The sequence below is a fragment of the Enterococcus alcedinis genome, assembly GCF_014635985.1.
In the GTDB taxonomy this organism is placed as follows: Bacteria; Bacillota; Bacilli; order Lactobacillales; family Enterococcaceae; genus Enterococcus_I; species Enterococcus_I alcedinis.
The window spans coordinates 48743-63971 of the sequence record NZ_BMDT01000002.1 but is presented as its reverse complement, the minus strand read 5'-3'; the positions used below and the strand labels follow the sequence as shown (position 1 = coordinate 63971).

Genomic DNA, 15229 nt, shown 5'->3' with positions numbered 1-15229 from the left:
TATTTTATCGGCTGTCTGCTTATCTCTTGCATCGTAGCGCTTCTTTTATACCCTTTTTTTTGCTAGAATGGATTTATCAAAGGATATCTAATTATTGGATAGGGAAAGAGTCGAAGAAGATGATTCAAGGAATTGGAATAGATGCGGTGGAATTGCCGCGCATAAAAAAAATAATTGAAGAAAAGCCACGTTTTATTACACGGGTTTTAACTGAAAATGAAAAAACATTGTTTGATGCGTTACCTGCTAAACGACAAGTCGAATTTTTAGCGGGACGCTTTGCTTGTAAGGAAGCTTTTTCGAAAGCATGGGGAACCGGCATTGGAGCAGTGACTTTTCAAGATATCGAAGTATTAGTTAATGAAAAAGGGGCACCGATTGTGACGAAATCACCTTTTAAGGAAGGAACCGTTTTTGTCAGTATTACACATACCGATGCCTTTGCTTTCGCCCAAATTATTTTAGAAAAAAAGGAGGGAAACAAAAATGGTTGTATCTAATCATCGCCCAACACGTGTCGTTGTCGATTTGGCAGCCATTAAAGCGAACGTGCAACAAGAGGTACAAAAACAACAAGGCAAGCGTGATGTGTTTGCGGTGGTGAAGGCCAATGGTTATGGGCACGGAGCGGTGCCAGTTGCCAAAGCAGCTTTAGCAGGAGGTGCTGCGGGTTTTTGTGTGGCAACGCTAGATGAGGGGATTGCTTTACGAGAAAATGGCTTAACCGCACCGATTTTAGTGATGGGAATTGTTGAGGTGGCTTGGTTACCCCTTATTTTGCAGTACGATTTAGCGATTCCAGTTGCGACAAATTTATGGATTGAAGAAGCACGTGCTTTTTACCAAGAACATCAATTAACCGGAGACATTGCGGTGCACGTGACATTTGATACAGGGATGGGACGGATTGGTTTTCAAACGGTCGAAGAGGTGCTTGCAGCGATGCAACAACTTGACCAAACAGCGGGATTTTTTGTCGAAGGACTGTTCACTCATTTCGCGACAGCGGATGATGTTGATTTCACCTATTTTGAAAGACAGAACGAGCGATTCAAACAAGTTATCAATCAACTCCCGTATCGTCCACGCTACGTTCACGGCAGCAATAGCGCAGCGACGATGTGGCACGAGGATCAAGGAAATCTGATCCGTTTGGGTATTGGAATGTATGGGTACAATCCCTCAGGTAGCGCGTTAACGAATCCTTATCCCCTGCAACCCGCGCTATCTTTGGAGTCGGCGCTGGTTCAAGTTAAGCAAGTTCCAGCCGGAGAAGGCATCGGTTATGGGAAAACGTATGAGACGACAGTAACTGAATGGATTGGTACGGTGCCAATTGGTTACGCAGATGGGTATGTCCGTAGAATGCAGGGGTTTAAGGTGCTAGTCGAAGGACAGGTATGTGAAATCGTCGGGCGCGTCTGTATGGATCAACTAATGGTTCGTTTGCCGAAAGCTTTTCCAGTAGGGACAAAAGTCACTCTAATTGGAAAAAATCAAGGCAACGAAATTACGTTGCAAGAAGTCGCTGACTATTTAGGGACGATTCATTATGAAGTGATTTGTTTACTATCGGATCGTATTCCACGTGATTATTTAAATAGCGAGGGTATTTTAACATGAAGCGTGGAGAAATCTTTTTTGCGGACTTATCGCCTGTTAAGGGGTCAGAACAAGGTGGCGTGCGCCCAGTATTGTTGATTCAAAATGATTTAGGGAATCGCCATGGTTCGACTTTGATTGTTGCCGCGATTACGACTCAAAAAAGCAAAGCCAACTTACCGACGCATATTGAATTGCCCAAAGCACTAACGGGACTCAAAAGAGACTCGATGATTTTAGTGGAACAAATCCGGACGATCGATAAGTGTCGGGTACAAGAAAAAGTCTGTCAACTAACGGCACAAAAAATGCAAGAAGTCGATCGTGCGTTGCGAATTAGTTTAAGTTTAGACGCTAGAAAGAAGGGGTAATCGATGGGGAAACTTGTTATTTTTCTAACGACGGTTCTCTTTTTGTTTTTTATCATCAAACAGAGCCGACACTTTTTTAAAGAGCTAAAAAAAGAAAAAATCGGCTACTGTCTTGTCGTTGATAAATATGAAGTCGAGGGTCGTTACATCCTTGTTTTTCAACAAGGGCAACAAGAGTGGGCGCTCGATTGTCCTTATAAAATCTATCAAAGCGTGCCTATACTTAGTCGAGGAAGCTTGACACTGTACGAGAAAAAGTTCGATTCATTTGAATTTTAGGAGGAAGAAAATGACGGTTAAAATTGGTTTTTATGGTTCGGGTAATATGGCACAAAGTATTATTCAAGGACTACTAGCAAAAGAGGTTTATCCCAAAGAAGCGGTTGTTGTGTATAATCGTCGCTATGCACCAACGTTACAAAAAACAGTTGAAACATATGGCGTGACCGCTGTTTTAGATGAAAAGGCGTTTTTTGAATCCGTCGATATTGTTATTTTTGCAGTCAAACCACAAGTGTTACGAACGCTCTATGCAAACATCAAACCATTCTTAACACCAAAGCATTGTTTGGTGTCATTGGCTGCGGGGATTACGTTAGCAGAATTTGAATCAAATCTAGGCGATTACTCATGTATCCGAGCAATGCCAAATACGCCATTAGCTGTTTTAGAAGGTTCGATTGCTTTAACGCGTAACCAATTTGTCAGCGAGGAACAATTCACCACCATTCTCAATTTGTTTAATCAAGTTGGAACGGCGAAAGAATTACCAGAAAATCTCTTTGATGCGTTTATTGGCGTTAGTGGTTCGGCACCAGCGTATGTGTATTTATTTATTGAAGCCTTAGCCGATGGCGCAGTATTAGAAGGAATGCCACGTGAAATGGCCTATGAATTCGCGGCCCAAACGGTTTTAGGCAGTGCAAAAATGGTGCTTGAAACGAAAGAACATCCAGGCGTTTTAAAAGATAAAGTTTGTTCACCGGGAGGGACGACGATTGAAGCGGTGAAAGCATTAGAGGACAATCATTTCCGTAGTACAGTCATGCAAGCCGTTCAGGCCGCGGCCGGAAAAAGTCGTAAAATGAACGAAGCATAAATGCTCAAAAAATGATGAGGAAAAGAAAGGGTAGTCTATTGCTTGCTAAAGTGGGTCATAAATTAGGTATCTCGTTAGTTGGGGAGGAAATTTCGCAAAGGGAAATTTTAGCGATTCTTTTTCCGGTTATTATTGATCAATTTTTCTTAATTAGTTTCAACTTTATTAATACTGCGATGATTAGTTCATCAGGATCGGCTGCGATTAGTGCGGTCAATATGGTCGGCAGTATCAATGTCTTTTTAGTCCAAATTTTCGTAGCAATCGGCTTAGGTGGCACGGTCTTAATCTCGCGAGCCTATGGGCGGGGAGATACACAGGGACTAGGGGCATTGAGTGCTAGTGTCATTCATGGAACGTTGTTTATTGGGACGATTTTAATGCTCTTATTTTTAATCATCCATCCCGTCGTATTGAATCTTCTCTTTGGTAAAGCGGATGCGCTCGTCATGTCGCATGCCAAAGGCTATTTTGTCGGCATCTTACTGAGCTATCCTGCACATGCAGTGATTGAAGGGATTAATGGGAGTTTAAGAGGATTAGGCTTTACACGAAACTCATTGAAAAATTCCTTATTCATGAATAGTGTTTATCTGGTTTCGAATCTGGTATTCGTTTTGATTTTTGATTTAGGGATAATCGGCTTGATCGTGTCGTTGCTTATTTCTCGTTTTTTAGGGGTCATTTTTGCGAGTTATTCAATGTATCAACATAGACAAAATTTCCGTCTACGAAAAAAGGATTTAACACAATTGGACTTTCCGACAATCAGCTTTATTTTACGAACGTCCTTACCGTTTGCTGCAGAATCGCTCTTTTTTAATGGCGGGAAAATCATTATGCAAATGATGATTGTCAGTTTTGGCACCGCCCATATTGCAGCCAATGCGATTGCCGGTTCTTGGATACAGTTGTCCGAAATTATTCCGAGTGCCTTAGCAACATCACTCGTACCAATCGTCGGACAATCGGTGGGTCGTCGAAATTTAAATGACGTTCAAAACTTAACCAAATCTTTTATTCGCTTAGGAATTGTCGCGATTATCGCCGTGGATATCTTACTGTTGCCATTGTTTCCGTGGGCGATGAAGTTATTTAATCCAGAACCTGAAATGATTCCAATTATTTTTAAAATCTATATGGTCGCTTTTGTGATGCATGGCGTGGCTTGGTGTTATAGCTTCGTCTTACCTTCTGCCTTACGAGCGGTTGGTGATGGGAAGTTTACAACAACCGTCTCTTTATTTTCAATGTGGATTTTTCGTATCGGTGCCGGTTATTTAATTGGTGTCTATCTCGGTTATGGACTACTTGGAATTTTCGTCGTGATGACGATTGAGTGGGGCATTCGTGGTGCGATTTTTTATCGACGATTCCTTAGCAATAAGTGGATGAAAAATTTAGATTAAACGTCAAAAATCATTTTACTTTAAGATATTTAGTGCCGTTTCTGAAAAGAGTCGATTTTTTTCACTTGTGTATCTATCAAATGTTCGTATAACAAAAAAAGCTGTGACTTTTGTCTCAGCCTTTTTACTATTTTTGGGGTGAAACGAGCAAGCGATTGCCTGAATAAGGGGCAATCGTAACGGGGTGTTGATAGAACTGTTGAAAAGTCTGAGTTGTTAACATCGTCTCGCGCGTTCCTTGGTTAAAAATTTCGCCTTCTCGTAATAAACAAACATGTGAGACAAAAGGCATGATTTCTTCTGTATGATGCGTCACGAAAAGAATCGTTGGCGCATCCGGCGCTTCGGCTAAATGTTGAATGCTTTGCAATAAGTCTTCACGAGCAAACAAATCGAGTCCAGTGCAAGGCTCATCTAAAATTAATAATTCAGGATCGGCCATTAACCCCCGAGCGATCAAAACAACTTGGCGCTCGCCTTGAGAGAGGTGGGCATACGGTTTGCCGATTAAATCAGCAGCATTTAAAGCAGTTAAATGTTTTTTTGCTTTTTCTAAATCCGCGGGACTATATTTTTGGTAAATCCCAATACTTGCAAATTTGCCAGATAGCACAATTTCTTCGGCGACATCGTTCATACGTAAACGAACTTGTAGTGCCGTACTAACCCAACCAATGCGTTTGCTTAATTCAGGAATCGATGTTTGACCGAAAACTTCGCCTAAAACGGTAATTTTTCCTTCAGACGGCCATAAATTTCCCGTGATCATTTGTAGAATGAGTGTTTTTCCAGCGCCATTTAAACCTAATAATGCCCAGTGTTCCCCTGGGTTGACTTGCCAATTGATCTGATTTAATAAAAACTTATGATTTCGAATAAATGACACTTCTTCTAATGAAAGGACCTTCATAAGTTCACTCCTTTATTTATTTTATATGAAGCTTATTTTTTTGTTAGCGCTATGAATGGGATGCAATCAAGCGATGCGCGCAATTCTTAAATCTATCTTACTAGATAACTTAAAAAAGAGAAAACATAATGCCGTTCACTTTTTTTTGCTTTAATAAAGAAAAACGGCTGTTTTCATGTTTAATACTTGAAAAGAAAGACAAAGAGGCGTAATATTCGTTGGTAAAATGGACGCATAGGTCCTGTTATTAAAGAATAGGTGAGGAAGAATGAAAAAACTAAGAAATGTCTTACAACTTTATCGGTTAGATTGGAAGCGAATCGGACAAAATCCCATCGCATTATTTTTAGTGATTGCCTTAATGGTTCTGCCATCACTTTACGCTTGGTTTAACATCAAAGCGCTATGGGATCCGTACGGTAATACAAAAGATTTGCCGATTGCCGTTTACAGTGCGGATATCGGTGCGACGTTAAAAGAGACGGAAGTCAACGTCGGAGAAGAAGTCATCGACAATTTGCATAAAAACAAGCAGCTCGGTTGGCGGTTTGTTTCTTCCAAAGAACAAATTACTAAGGGGGTTCAGTCAGGTAAGTATTATGCCGGCATTTATTTACCACCGGAGTTTTCAGAGGATTTATTGAGTTTCGTGGATGGTGAAATTAAAAAACCAGAAATTAACTATTACTTTAACGGTAAAATCAATGCAATTGCGCCTAAGATTACCGAGAAGGGCGCAACGAGTGTTCAAGAACAGATTAGTCGTCAATTCATCGAGACTGCTAGCAGCACATTGTTAGAGGTCTTTAACGCGATTGGCTATACACTAGAAGAAAATCTTGTATCGATTAATAAAGTGAAAAATTTAATCTTAACAACAAATGACAATCTCGGTAAAATCGACGGGTACACGAAAGAGGTTGTTTCCCTTCAAAAAGAGCTACCAAATATCAAACAAAAATTAGCAAAAGCAAATGAAATGGTCGATTACTTACCAGAAGTGGATGCGCTAGCGACGAAAATCGTCGCATTAAATGAAAAATTCCCTGACATTCAAAAAGAAGCAGGAGTTATTTTAACCTTGCAAGAAAAAATCCCGGAAATTGAACAAGCTAGTCAACAAGTGGCGATGATTGACCAGGATTTTGAGAAGATTGCCCAAACCGTTTCAGAAGGTGTCACCGAAGGCAAAGAAGCACTGGAAATCGTTCAACAAGTGCAAAGTTTGTTACCAATGATTCAACAATTTGGTGAAGACTCGACGAATTTTGTGGCAAAAACACAGGAAGCGGCAACGAAACTTCAACAAGCGTTGCCACAAATTCAAAAAATTGTCACCTTTAATTTTGAGGCATTGGGCAGCGTTTCTGCGAGAATCAACAGTATCGCTAAGGATTTACAAGCCTATCTATCACAGCCAGAAACAGGACTCACACCAGAAGAGAAAGCGGCAATTTTACGTATTTTACAAACCGCTGATACAACGATGAGTGAACAAATTCGTCTCATTGATGGACTCAGTCAATGGTTGACTCAAATCAATCAGGAACAAGTCTTTGATGGGGTCCTTGGACAACTAGCAGATGTAAAACAACGCATTCAGCAGCTGCAACAATTGAACCAGTTTTTAATTTCGAATAGTGATACGATCTCTAAAGAAACGCTTTTAGAACATGTGAATCAAATTGAAGCTGTTTCAGCAGGTATTAACCAAGTCATTGGAAGTATCGATGTTGCCAATATCACTGCAACAATTGACCGCACATTAACTCAAGAAGTCCTACCAGCCTTAAGTAACGTGCAACAACTACTTGAAAAAGGCAGTCAAATTGACTTAACGAAGTTGCTAAGTGCGACACAAACAACGATTCAAAATGCGGTTCAACTGTTAGAAAAATATGAAAAAGAGTTACCAGCCATTGGTCAAGAAATTCATACAGCCAATCAAATGTTGAGTAGCCACCTATCAACGATTATTCAAGGCATTAATCGTGGGGCAGAATTATATAAAAATGATTTGCCCGTTTTAGGTGAAAAACTCCAACGAGCGGCAGCCTTCAGTCAAAATGAGTGGCCCGTAATTAAAAAGGAAATGACCGACACTTTAACGATGGTCAATGATAAAATGCCAAGTGTGGAAAGTGCCTTAAATGAGGGCGTACGTTTAATCAATGAGGACTGGCCAACGATTCAACAAGGAATTAAAAAAGCCGCCGCAGCGATTGAAAAAGGCGAATCAATGATTGATTTAGGTGACATTATCAAATTATTGAAAGCCGATGCGTTATCTGAAAGTGAATTCTTGGCCAATCCGGTCGAGTTGAAACGAAAAGAATATTATCCAATCGAAAACAATGGTTCTGCGAGCACGCCGTTTTATACTGCGTTGTGTTTATGGGTCGGAGCCTTGTTACTGTCGAGCTTAGCCGCTACATCGTTTCATTTGAGTGAGGAAGAAAAAGGGAAATATACTAAGAGAGAAACGTTTGTCGCACGCCTACTGACCTTCTTAAGCATTGCAATCCCGCAAGCACTCATTGTTTCACTGGGGAATCTTTGGGGACTAGGCGTTGATACCGCCAATCCACTAGCCAGTGTTTTATTCGCGGTCTTGATTGCCTTAACCTTTATGATGATGATTTATGTCTTCGTGGCACTCTTTGGAAATCTAGGTAAAGGTATCGGGATTATTATCCTCGTCCTTTCAATTTCAGGTGGAGGTGGAAATTACCCAATCCAAGTATCGGGTCCTTTCTTCCAAGCAATTCATCCATTTTTACCTTTTACTTACGCTGTGAATCTTTTAAGAGAAGCAACAGGAGGTATTTATTGGGCAAATGCTTGGCTAGACATCATCGTCTTAATTAGCCTGATGATTGTTTTTGCCATCCTCGGCACATGGGTCTATCCAAAAGTTGAACCCTTTACCGAAAAAATCGAAAAACGAGCAAGAGAGAGTCACTTCTTTCATTAAAAATGAATAGAGAAAAGGCAAGGGGCTATGACATATGTCACAGCCCCTTGTCTTTTCACGAGCGTTTGATCGATATACGGGTGAAAAAAGTCTGCTCTTTTTCGAAACTTCACTAAATTCGAGCAATTGAAAGCCCCGATTGTTCGAATTTACTTCCAGATTCTCAGAGCAAAACGATTTTTGTCACACCTTTTTTTTACGTGATTCACCAGAAACGAAAGCAGGAGATGTCTCGTACATCAAAGTCACAACCAAAAGCGATATTTTTTTGAAATGGGCTAGCAATCAAAGTATAAATAGGGGGATAACGTTTCGACAGTCAATCGCAAAAAGTAGAGGTGGATGACGTCAGAACGTCCGCATAATCGGTTACGTCTCTTTCGCATTCATGAGAGGAAAAAGTTGTTGATTTCCAAATTGGAAGTCAGCAACTTTTTTCTTTATTCATCTCAATCGGTTTTAAGAACAATATCGAATAAATTGAGTGGAAAAATTCTAACGAGTCTGACTACTGTCCTTAGTCAGCTTGAGTCCGTCAACACTACTTAACTAATAACTCTAAAAGTAGGAGGGAACTCCAAAAATAAGAACAATAGTACCATTCAAACAACAAAAAAAGCTTTTCTCTCATCGGTTTTAATCGATGAAGAGAAAAGCTTTTTTTAGTTATTAATTTTTCTTTTTACTTGTTGGATCGAGTTTTCGTTCAATAATTCCTAATGACCAGTCGGTAAAAATCGACATCGCAGCGGTCGGTAGCGCACCGGCTAAAATAATCGCTGCACCATCTGTCGCGTTCGTTCCACGGACGATGATATCCCCAAGACCACCGGCACCAACGAAAGTACCGATTGCGGTAATTCCAATCGCAAGGACGAGGGCATTTCGAATCCCAGCCATAATAACGGAAATCGATAGTGGGATTTCGACTAAATACAATCGTTGCCATTGTGTCATTCCCATTCCTTTACCGACATCTAAAATCCCTGCATCGACTTGGCGCATGCCAGTGTAAGTATTTTTGATAATTGGTAATAAGGAATATAGAAAGACCGTTACAATCACGACGTTAACCCCTAGACCGAGTCCAAGCATTAAAATCGAAACCATCGCTAACGCGGGAATTGTTTGAATGAGATTGGCAATTCGCATCACCCAGTCGGCTAAAGTCACTCGACGTGAAATAAAAATACCAAGTGGAATACCGACGATTGCTGCAAATAGGACACCGTAGAAGGAAATCAGGAAATGGCGTACGAATTGTGTGAAGACATAGCCACCATTTTCATTGAAATAAAGTAGGAATTGTTGGAATAAATTCAAGTCAGCCATCTTATTTCCCTCCTTCTTCGAAATAATTGTTTTCTTCTAAAAAATCTTTCGCGACAATTGATGGTTCGATTAAATCATTGTCGGATAAATAGTTTAATTTTTGCATCATGGTTGTATCAATCACACCTGCAAGCTTCATTAAAATCGTATCTAGTTCTGGCACTTCATCCAGTAATTCTTGGGTGATAACAGGTGAAGCGTCGTAAGGTGGGAAGAAGTTCAAATCGTCTTCTAACATGACTAAATCATAACTGGCAATTCGTCCATCGGTTGAATACCCTAAGACGACATCCATTTGATTAGCTGCAACCGCATTGTAGACCAGACCAATTTGCATTGGCAAAATCGATTCAAAGCTAAAGCCATACGTCTTAACGAAACCTTGGTAACCATCGCCTTCACGCGCCATCCAAGCACGGTCAGCACCGACAACGAGTTGATCGGCTACTTGAGCTAAATCGCTGACAGTTTTTAAATTAAACTCTTCGGCTGTGTCTTGTCGAACAAGAAAAACATAGGTGTTGGCAAAACCATAGGAAGGGTACCATACTTGATTGAAGCGTTCTTTAAATTCACGTTTGACGACAGTAAATGCTTCTTTTGGATCAATAATCGGTTCCAGTTGTAAAGTAGAAGCGACATCGGTTCCGGTATAACGTGCCGCTGAAATTTGGGCATCGCCATTTAACATCGCTTGATGGTTAATATTCGTTGTTCCTAAGTTGTTGATAATGGTTGTATTCTTATCTGTGTAATGTTCTATCATTTCTGCGACCAGACTTGCTAGAATTTGCGCTTCGGTTGTGATACCACCCGTAATCGCAATCGTATTCGGATCGTTACTGGTTTTAAGACCAGGTAAGGAGCAAGCGGATAGTGCAAAAGCCATGACAAAAAATAAGAAGAGTTGTTTCATCTTTTTCATTATTCTGCCTCCTTTTTTAAATTAGAAGAGGTCAGTTTGTTTTCTAACTTACCTAATAAATAATCCGTGCCTAACGCTAAAATCGTTACAGGGATTGTTCCGGCAAAGATTAAATTTGGTTGATAGTTATCTAAACCACTAAAAATTAAGACACCTAGACCACCGGCACCAATGTAGGAAGCCAAACTCGCCCAAGCGATAACGTAGACAGCAGCTAAACGTAAGCCGGCCATAATCGTTGGTAAAGCTAAAGGAATTTCGACTTGATAAATCGATTGTGCAGGCGTCATTCCCATTCCTTTGGCGGCATCTAAGTAATTGACATCGACATTTTTCAAACCGATATACGTATTTCGTAAAATCGGTAGCAATGAATAGATAAATAAAGCAATAATCGCAGGGACACGTCCAACACCTAAGAACGGAATCATCAGTGTCAGTAATGCGAGAGAAGGAATTGTCTGAAGGGCACTCGTAACCCCTAAGACGATGTTTGCTATTTTAGGTGCACGGGTTAAAAGGATCCCTAAAGGAACCGCGACTAACGCTCCGAGTAATAAAGCGACAAATGAAATGAAAATATGTTCCATTGTCGTCGTAAAAATTTGACCACCGTATTCTTCAAAGAAGCTCATGGTCTACCCCTCCTTTACTTCATCCGTGTTGAAAGACTCAACCGCATCGGTAATGGTCTCTTCTTCTCCGAAAACAACGTCGTAAACAATATCAACGAGAGAAGCACGGGTGATAATACCGACAACGCGTTTTTGCTCATCCACTACAGGGACGTACTTCAATCCACGTTTTAAGATTCGTTGCAATGTATTACGTAAAAGGGAATTTTCTTTCACAAAGAAGACTTCTGTTTGTAAAATATCGCCAACGCTACCGGTTAAACCACGATTTTTATTAATTGATTCGATATCAACAAAGCCTTTTAGAATATTTTGGTTATCCGTCACTAAAAGAGTATCGACTCGTTTGGCACGCATCAGACGCAACGCTTCTTGAATTGATTTTTCAGTTGTAATCGTAATTGCTGTATTTAACATGACTTCGCCAACCATCGTTTTATCCGGTCGAGCTTGCAATAAGCGGTCTTCACCAATTAAGTCTTCAACGAACGTATTTGCAGGATTTTTTAAAATATTTTCAGGTGTGTCAAATTGAACGACACGACCTTCACTCATAATGGCAATTCGGTTCGCCAATTTTAACGCTTCATCCATATCATGGGTAACAAAGACGATTGTTTTACCAAGACGCTCTTGTAAGTCTTTCACTAAATCTTGTAAGGAATCGCGTGTAATGGGGTCAAGTGCTCCAAAAGGCTCATCCATTAAAATAATATCTTGATCGGCAGCTAAAGCACGGACAACACCGATCCGTTGTTGCTGACCACCAGAAAGTTCGCTAGGGTAACGGTCAAGCATTTCACGTGGTAACTCCACTAAATCAATCATTTTTTCCGCTGTTTGGTCACGTTTGGCTTGATCGACCTTTAATAATTTTTGGACGAGTGTAATATTTTCGCGAATCGTCATATGAGGCATTAAACCAATACTTTGGATGACATAACCAATTTTACGACGCAATTCGACCGCATTTAATTTCTGGATATCTTGTCCATCAATTAAGATTTTACCTTTACTTGGTTCGGTCATACGGTTAATCATTCGCATGGAAGTTGTTTTCCCACTTCCACTCGTACCGATAAAACAAATAAATTCACCTTGTTCAAAAGATAGATTTATCTCTTCTACCGCTACTTTTCCGCCACGATATATTTTGGATACATTTTGAAATTCGATCAAAAGAACCACCTCTTATCTTTCTAAATTTTTGCGGATAGCTATTTAAGTGTGCCAAAAAAACGAAGTAATGACAAATATTAAGTAGAACAAGACATGAAAAAAGGGCGATAAATCAACGAAATCGACGGTTTTTAATGAAAATATAATCAGGCGCTATCCCTTGTGAGCGTAGGTCGGAGGAAAGTTTTCTGAAAACATTAAATTAGAATTTGATTAGAATTTAGCGTTTTATCAGAAAATAGCCTAAAACACTTAAGAAAATCACAAACAATTACCGGATAGTTTTCTATTTGTCGAAAGAATGTTAGAATATTCTAGAGTATTTGACAGACAGAAAAGAGTGAGAGACATGTTAACAACAGAAGATTTTGATTTTGACTTACCAGAAACCTTAATTGCCCAAACACCGTTACAAGATCGGACAAGTTCGCGCTTATTAACACTCGATGCGGCAACAGGTGAAATGGAAGACAAGCATTTTTATGATATTTTAGATGAACTGAATGCAGGAGATGCTTTAGTTATGAACGACACGAGAGTTTTACCGGCGCGTTTATATGGTGAAAAGCCTGCAACCGGCGGTCATCTCGAAGTATTGCTTTTAACAAATATAGAAGGCGACACATGGGAAACCTTAATTAAGCCTGCTAAACGTGCCAAAGTAGGAACAGAAATTTCTTTTGGTGATGGTCGTCTAAAAGCCATCGTTGAAAAGGAGCTCGCACATGGTGGACGAATCGTTCGTTTTGAATACGAGGGAATCTTCCTAGAGAATTTGGAATCATTGGGTGAAATGCCCTTGCCTCCTTATATCAAGGAACGTTTGGAAGATCCAGATCGTTACCAAACCGTCTATGCCAAAGAAAATGGTTCCGCAGCCGCACCAACGGCAGGATTACACTTTACAGCAGAACTATTAGATAAAATTCAAGCAAAAGGGGTGCGCCTTGTTTACTTGACACTCCATGTCGGCTTAGGAACTTTCCGTCCAGTCAGTGTGGATAATATCGCTGAACATGAGATGCACAGTGAATTTTATCGTCTAAGCGATGAATCGGCAGCTGTTTTAAATGAAGTGAAAGCAGCAGGTGGGAAAATTGTCGCAGTCGGTACGACCTCGATTCGTACGTTAGAAACGATTGGGACTAAATTTAATGGTCAAATTCAAGGGGACAGCGGTTGGACGAGTATTTTTATTACACCCGGTTATCAATTTACCGTGATTGATGCTTTTTCAACAAATTTCCACTTACCAAAATCAACGCTTGTGATGTTAGTCAGTGCTTTTGCAGGGCGTGACAATACGCTAGCGGCTTATCACCATGCAATCGAAGAAAAGTACCGATTCTTCAGCTTTGGTGATGCGATGTTCGTTAAAAATTCGAGCAAATAATCATAAAAAAGACAGCTGTTCTAATATTTCTAGAACAGCTGCTTTTTACTTTCGGAAGGAGTTGTTGGTTTTTATTACTGTTGATGCAAAGTAACATTCTCACGGTTTAACAAAAATCTTGTTTACTTTCAAAGGTTCGAAACTAAATTCATTTGCAAATCATGTACATCTTTTGTTTCAGGTACTGTATGTTTCTTCTTAAGTACTTGTGGCCATATCTAAAAATGGTATTACTCTGCACATGGAATACTAGGTGAAGCTTGTAAAACGAACAACTTTTTTGCTACGATTATTCTCTTTTTACCAATCTATCTTAAATCTGAATCTAAAAATGTTTGATACTAGAAAATTAAACCAACAACTTTGTTCCTTCCTTACACCCATATAATAGCATAAAATGATAGCGCTTGCAAAAAATACGCTCTGGAAATAGAATGAAAAGAAAAACCGCTATACGAACGTCTTGCGGTCGTATAGCGGAGTACTTTACTCTGTCCATTATTTTCAAAATAGCTCGATGATTTGAATCTTATAAACTATCGTAAAAAGCTGCTTTAGTCGTTGAGATATAAGGCGTTAGCCATAGATAACCGATCCCTAAAGTGAAGAGACAAACGATATGCCAACCGATAAAGCTCAAGTCTAATAGGAATAATCTCCCTTTGTGACCATCCATTAATTGGCGGCTTTTTGTGATTGAATCACGGTAACTTGGAGCGACACCCGTTTCGCGGTATTCGTCATAATAAATGAAGTAGGCTTGGGAATAAGCATAACTTTTAATAATCCCTGGGATAATAAACAGTAAGCTCCATAAGAAAGTGAAAATCGCCGTTAATAGGTAGATAACGACAATACCGATACCGTAGGGTGCTTGGAATCCTCTAAAAGCATCTTTCAATGGTTCGATGGTCATCTTTTGACGACGTAAAACATCAAGAAATGTCCATGAAATACCGACGCTGAACAGCGTTGCGATGATTCCACCAGCAAAACTAGGAGCGCCTGATCCTCCAAGATTTACTTCAGTGTTGAAATTACTTGTAGCCGATTGGACCATATCGGAGTTAAAAAGAAAATAAGCCGGTACAGCGATTAACGCCAGAAAAATAAGAGCAACTAGAATAGAAATGACAGTCGGAATCAAATTAAGCAAAACCGCTTCTTTCCAGCGACCTTGTAATGCTTCCTTTGCTTCCGCTTTTAACATTGCGTTTGATTTCATTATATTCACACCTTTTCAAATTTATTTTGAGACAAATTCAGCGTATTTTTTTGTCTCTATGTCCAGTATAACAAATGATTTGGAAAAGTTATAAAAATAGGTAAACTTTCGAGTGATTATTTTATGGATAGTTGCAAAAAGGTTAAGAAAGCTTTATGATGAAGGGTGCAAAATA

At 39.8% G+C, this 15229-nt stretch carries 14 protein-coding genes; 8 read left to right on the top strand and 6 right to left on the bottom strand.

Features of this window, described 5'->3' with window-relative positions; translation table 11 throughout:
- Positions 1-119 precede the first annotated feature (119 nt).
- Genes acpS through IEV09_RS03170 form a run of 6 tightly spaced genes read left to right on the top strand, consistent with a single transcriptional unit; the run spans position 120 to position 4481 of the window.
- Complete coding sequence (acpS, locus tag IEV09_RS03195) at positions 120-500, top strand: holo-ACP synthase (RefSeq protein ID WP_188366832.1); 381 nt, start codon at positions 120-122, stop codon at positions 498-500.
- A complete protein-coding gene (alr, locus tag IEV09_RS03190; protein WP_188366831.1) occupies positions 487-1623 on the top strand; it encodes an alanine racemase in 1137 nt (378 codons plus the stop codon). Before acpS ends, alr begins: the two co-directional genes overlap by 14 nt.
- The gene (locus tag IEV09_RS03185) at positions 1620-1973 is read left to right on the top strand and encodes a type II toxin-antitoxin system PemK/MazF family toxin (RefSeq protein WP_188366830.1); all 354 of its coding nucleotides are present in this window, start codon (positions 1620-1622) and stop codon (positions 1971-1973) included. Before alr ends, IEV09_RS03185 begins: the two co-directional genes overlap by 4 nt.
- Before the next feature lie 3 nt (positions 1974-1976).
- Positions 1977-2252: a hypothetical protein gene (locus IEV09_RS03180; protein WP_188366829.1), complete on the top strand. Its 276-nt coding sequence runs from the start codon at positions 1977-1979 to the stop codon at positions 2250-2252.
- Between the two features lie 10 nt (positions 2253-2262).
- The gene (proC, locus tag IEV09_RS03175) at positions 2263-3072 is read left to right on the top strand and encodes a pyrroline-5-carboxylate reductase (RefSeq protein WP_188366828.1); all 810 of its coding nucleotides are present in this window, start codon (positions 2263-2265) and stop codon (positions 3070-3072) included.
- A gap of 38 nt (positions 3073-3110) precedes the next feature.
- Positions 3111-4481 carry an MATE family efflux transporter gene (locus tag IEV09_RS03170; RefSeq protein ID WP_229731658.1) on the top strand — a complete coding sequence of 457 codons (1371 nt, stop codon included), beginning with the start codon at positions 3111-3113 and terminating at the stop codon, positions 4479-4481.
- Between the two features lie 127 nt (positions 4482-4608).
- Here IEV09_RS03170 and IEV09_RS03165 read toward each other — a convergent pair whose 3' ends face one another.
- Complete coding sequence (locus IEV09_RS03165) at positions 4609-5391, bottom strand: ABC transporter ATP-binding protein (RefSeq protein ID WP_188366826.1); 783 nt, start codon at positions 5389-5391, stop codon at positions 4609-4611.
- A 268-nt stretch (positions 5392-5659) separates the two neighbouring features.
- Here IEV09_RS03165 and IEV09_RS03160 point away from each other — a divergent pair, with 268 nt between their 5' ends.
- Entirely contained in the window at positions 5660-8365 is a 2706-nt protein-coding gene (locus IEV09_RS03160; RefSeq protein WP_188366825.1) for a YhgE/Pip domain-containing protein, read from the top strand.
- A gap of 669 nt (positions 8366-9034) precedes the next feature.
- On the opposite strand, the gene IEV09_RS03155 is transcribed toward IEV09_RS03160, so the two are convergent.
- The 4 genes from IEV09_RS03155 to IEV09_RS03140 are packed head-to-tail and all read right to left on the bottom strand — an operon-like array spanning position 9035 to position 12436.
- Positions 9035-9697, bottom strand: a complete 663-nt coding sequence (locus IEV09_RS03155; RefSeq protein ID WP_188366824.1) for an ABC transporter permease — start codon at positions 9695-9697, stop codon at positions 9035-9037.
- A gap of 1 nt (position 9698) precedes the next feature.
- The gene (locus tag IEV09_RS03150) at positions 9699-10622 is read right to left on the bottom strand and encodes an osmoprotectant ABC transporter substrate-binding protein (protein ID WP_188366823.1); all 924 of its coding nucleotides are present in this window, start codon (positions 10620-10622) and stop codon (positions 9699-9701) included.
- Positions 10622-11257, bottom strand: coding sequence for an ABC transporter permease (locus tag IEV09_RS03145; RefSeq protein WP_188366822.1), 636 nt, complete (start codon positions 11255-11257; stop codon positions 10622-10624). Before IEV09_RS03145 ends, IEV09_RS03150 begins: the two co-directional genes overlap by 1 nt.
- A gap of 3 nt (positions 11258-11260) precedes the next feature.
- Entirely contained in the window at positions 11261-12436 is a 1176-nt protein-coding gene (locus IEV09_RS03140; RefSeq protein ID WP_188366821.1) for a betaine/proline/choline family ABC transporter ATP-binding protein, read from the bottom strand.
- A 349-nt stretch (positions 12437-12785) separates the two neighbouring features.
- On the opposite strand from IEV09_RS03140, the gene queA reads away from it, so the two are divergent.
- Entirely contained in the window at positions 12786-13829 is a 1044-nt protein-coding gene (queA, locus tag IEV09_RS03135) for a tRNA preQ1(34) S-adenosylmethionine ribosyltransferase-isomerase QueA (protein ID WP_188366820.1), read from the top strand.
- Between the two features lie 529 nt (positions 13830-14358).
- On the opposite strand, the gene IEV09_RS03130 is transcribed toward queA, so the two are convergent.
- A complete protein-coding gene (locus tag IEV09_RS03130; protein WP_188366819.1) occupies positions 14359-15054 on the bottom strand; it encodes a DUF975 family protein in 696 nt (231 codons plus the stop codon).
- Positions 15055-15229 lie beyond the last annotated feature (175 nt).

Excerpts from the sequence above, each read along its gene's own strand:
- queA (WP_188366820.1), top strand. The coding sequence starts at position 12,786 with ATGTTAACAACAGAAGATTTTGATTTTGACTTACCAGAAACCTTAATT.
- IEV09_RS03155 (WP_188366824.1), bottom strand. The coding sequence starts at position 9,697 with ATGGCTGACTTGAATTTATTCCAACAATTCCTACTTTATTTCAATGAA.
- IEV09_RS03130 (WP_188366819.1), bottom strand. The coding sequence starts at position 15,054 with ATGAAATCAAACGCAATGTTAAAAGCGGAAGCAAAGGAAGCATTACAA.
- IEV09_RS03165 (WP_188366826.1), bottom strand. The coding sequence starts at position 5,391 with ATGAAGGTCCTTTCATTAGAAGAAGTGTCATTTATTCGAAATCATAAG.
- IEV09_RS03160 (WP_188366825.1), top strand. The coding sequence starts at position 5,660 with ATGAAAAAACTAAGAAATGTCTTACAACTTTATCGGTTAGATTGGAAG.
- IEV09_RS03150 (WP_188366823.1), bottom strand. The coding sequence starts at position 10,622 with ATGAAAAAGATGAAACAACTCTTCTTATTTTTTGTCATGGCTTTTGCA.
- IEV09_RS03185 (WP_188366830.1), top strand. The coding sequence starts at position 1,620 with ATGAAGCGTGGAGAAATCTTTTTTGCGGACTTATCGCCTGTTAAGGGG.
- IEV09_RS03145 (WP_188366822.1), bottom strand. The coding sequence starts at position 11,257 with ATGAGCTTCTTTGAAGAATACGGTGGTCAAATTTTTACGACGACAATG.
- alr (WP_188366831.1), top strand. The coding sequence starts at position 487 with ATGGTTGTATCTAATCATCGCCCAACACGTGTCGTTGTCGATTTGGCA.
- IEV09_RS03180 (WP_188366829.1), top strand. The coding sequence starts at position 1,977 with ATGGGGAAACTTGTTATTTTTCTAACGACGGTTCTCTTTTTGTTTTTT.
- acpS (WP_188366832.1), top strand. The coding sequence starts at position 120 with ATGATTCAAGGAATTGGAATAGATGCGGTGGAATTGCCGCGCATAAAA.
- proC (WP_188366828.1), top strand. The coding sequence starts at position 2,263 with ATGACGGTTAAAATTGGTTTTTATGGTTCGGGTAATATGGCACAAAGT.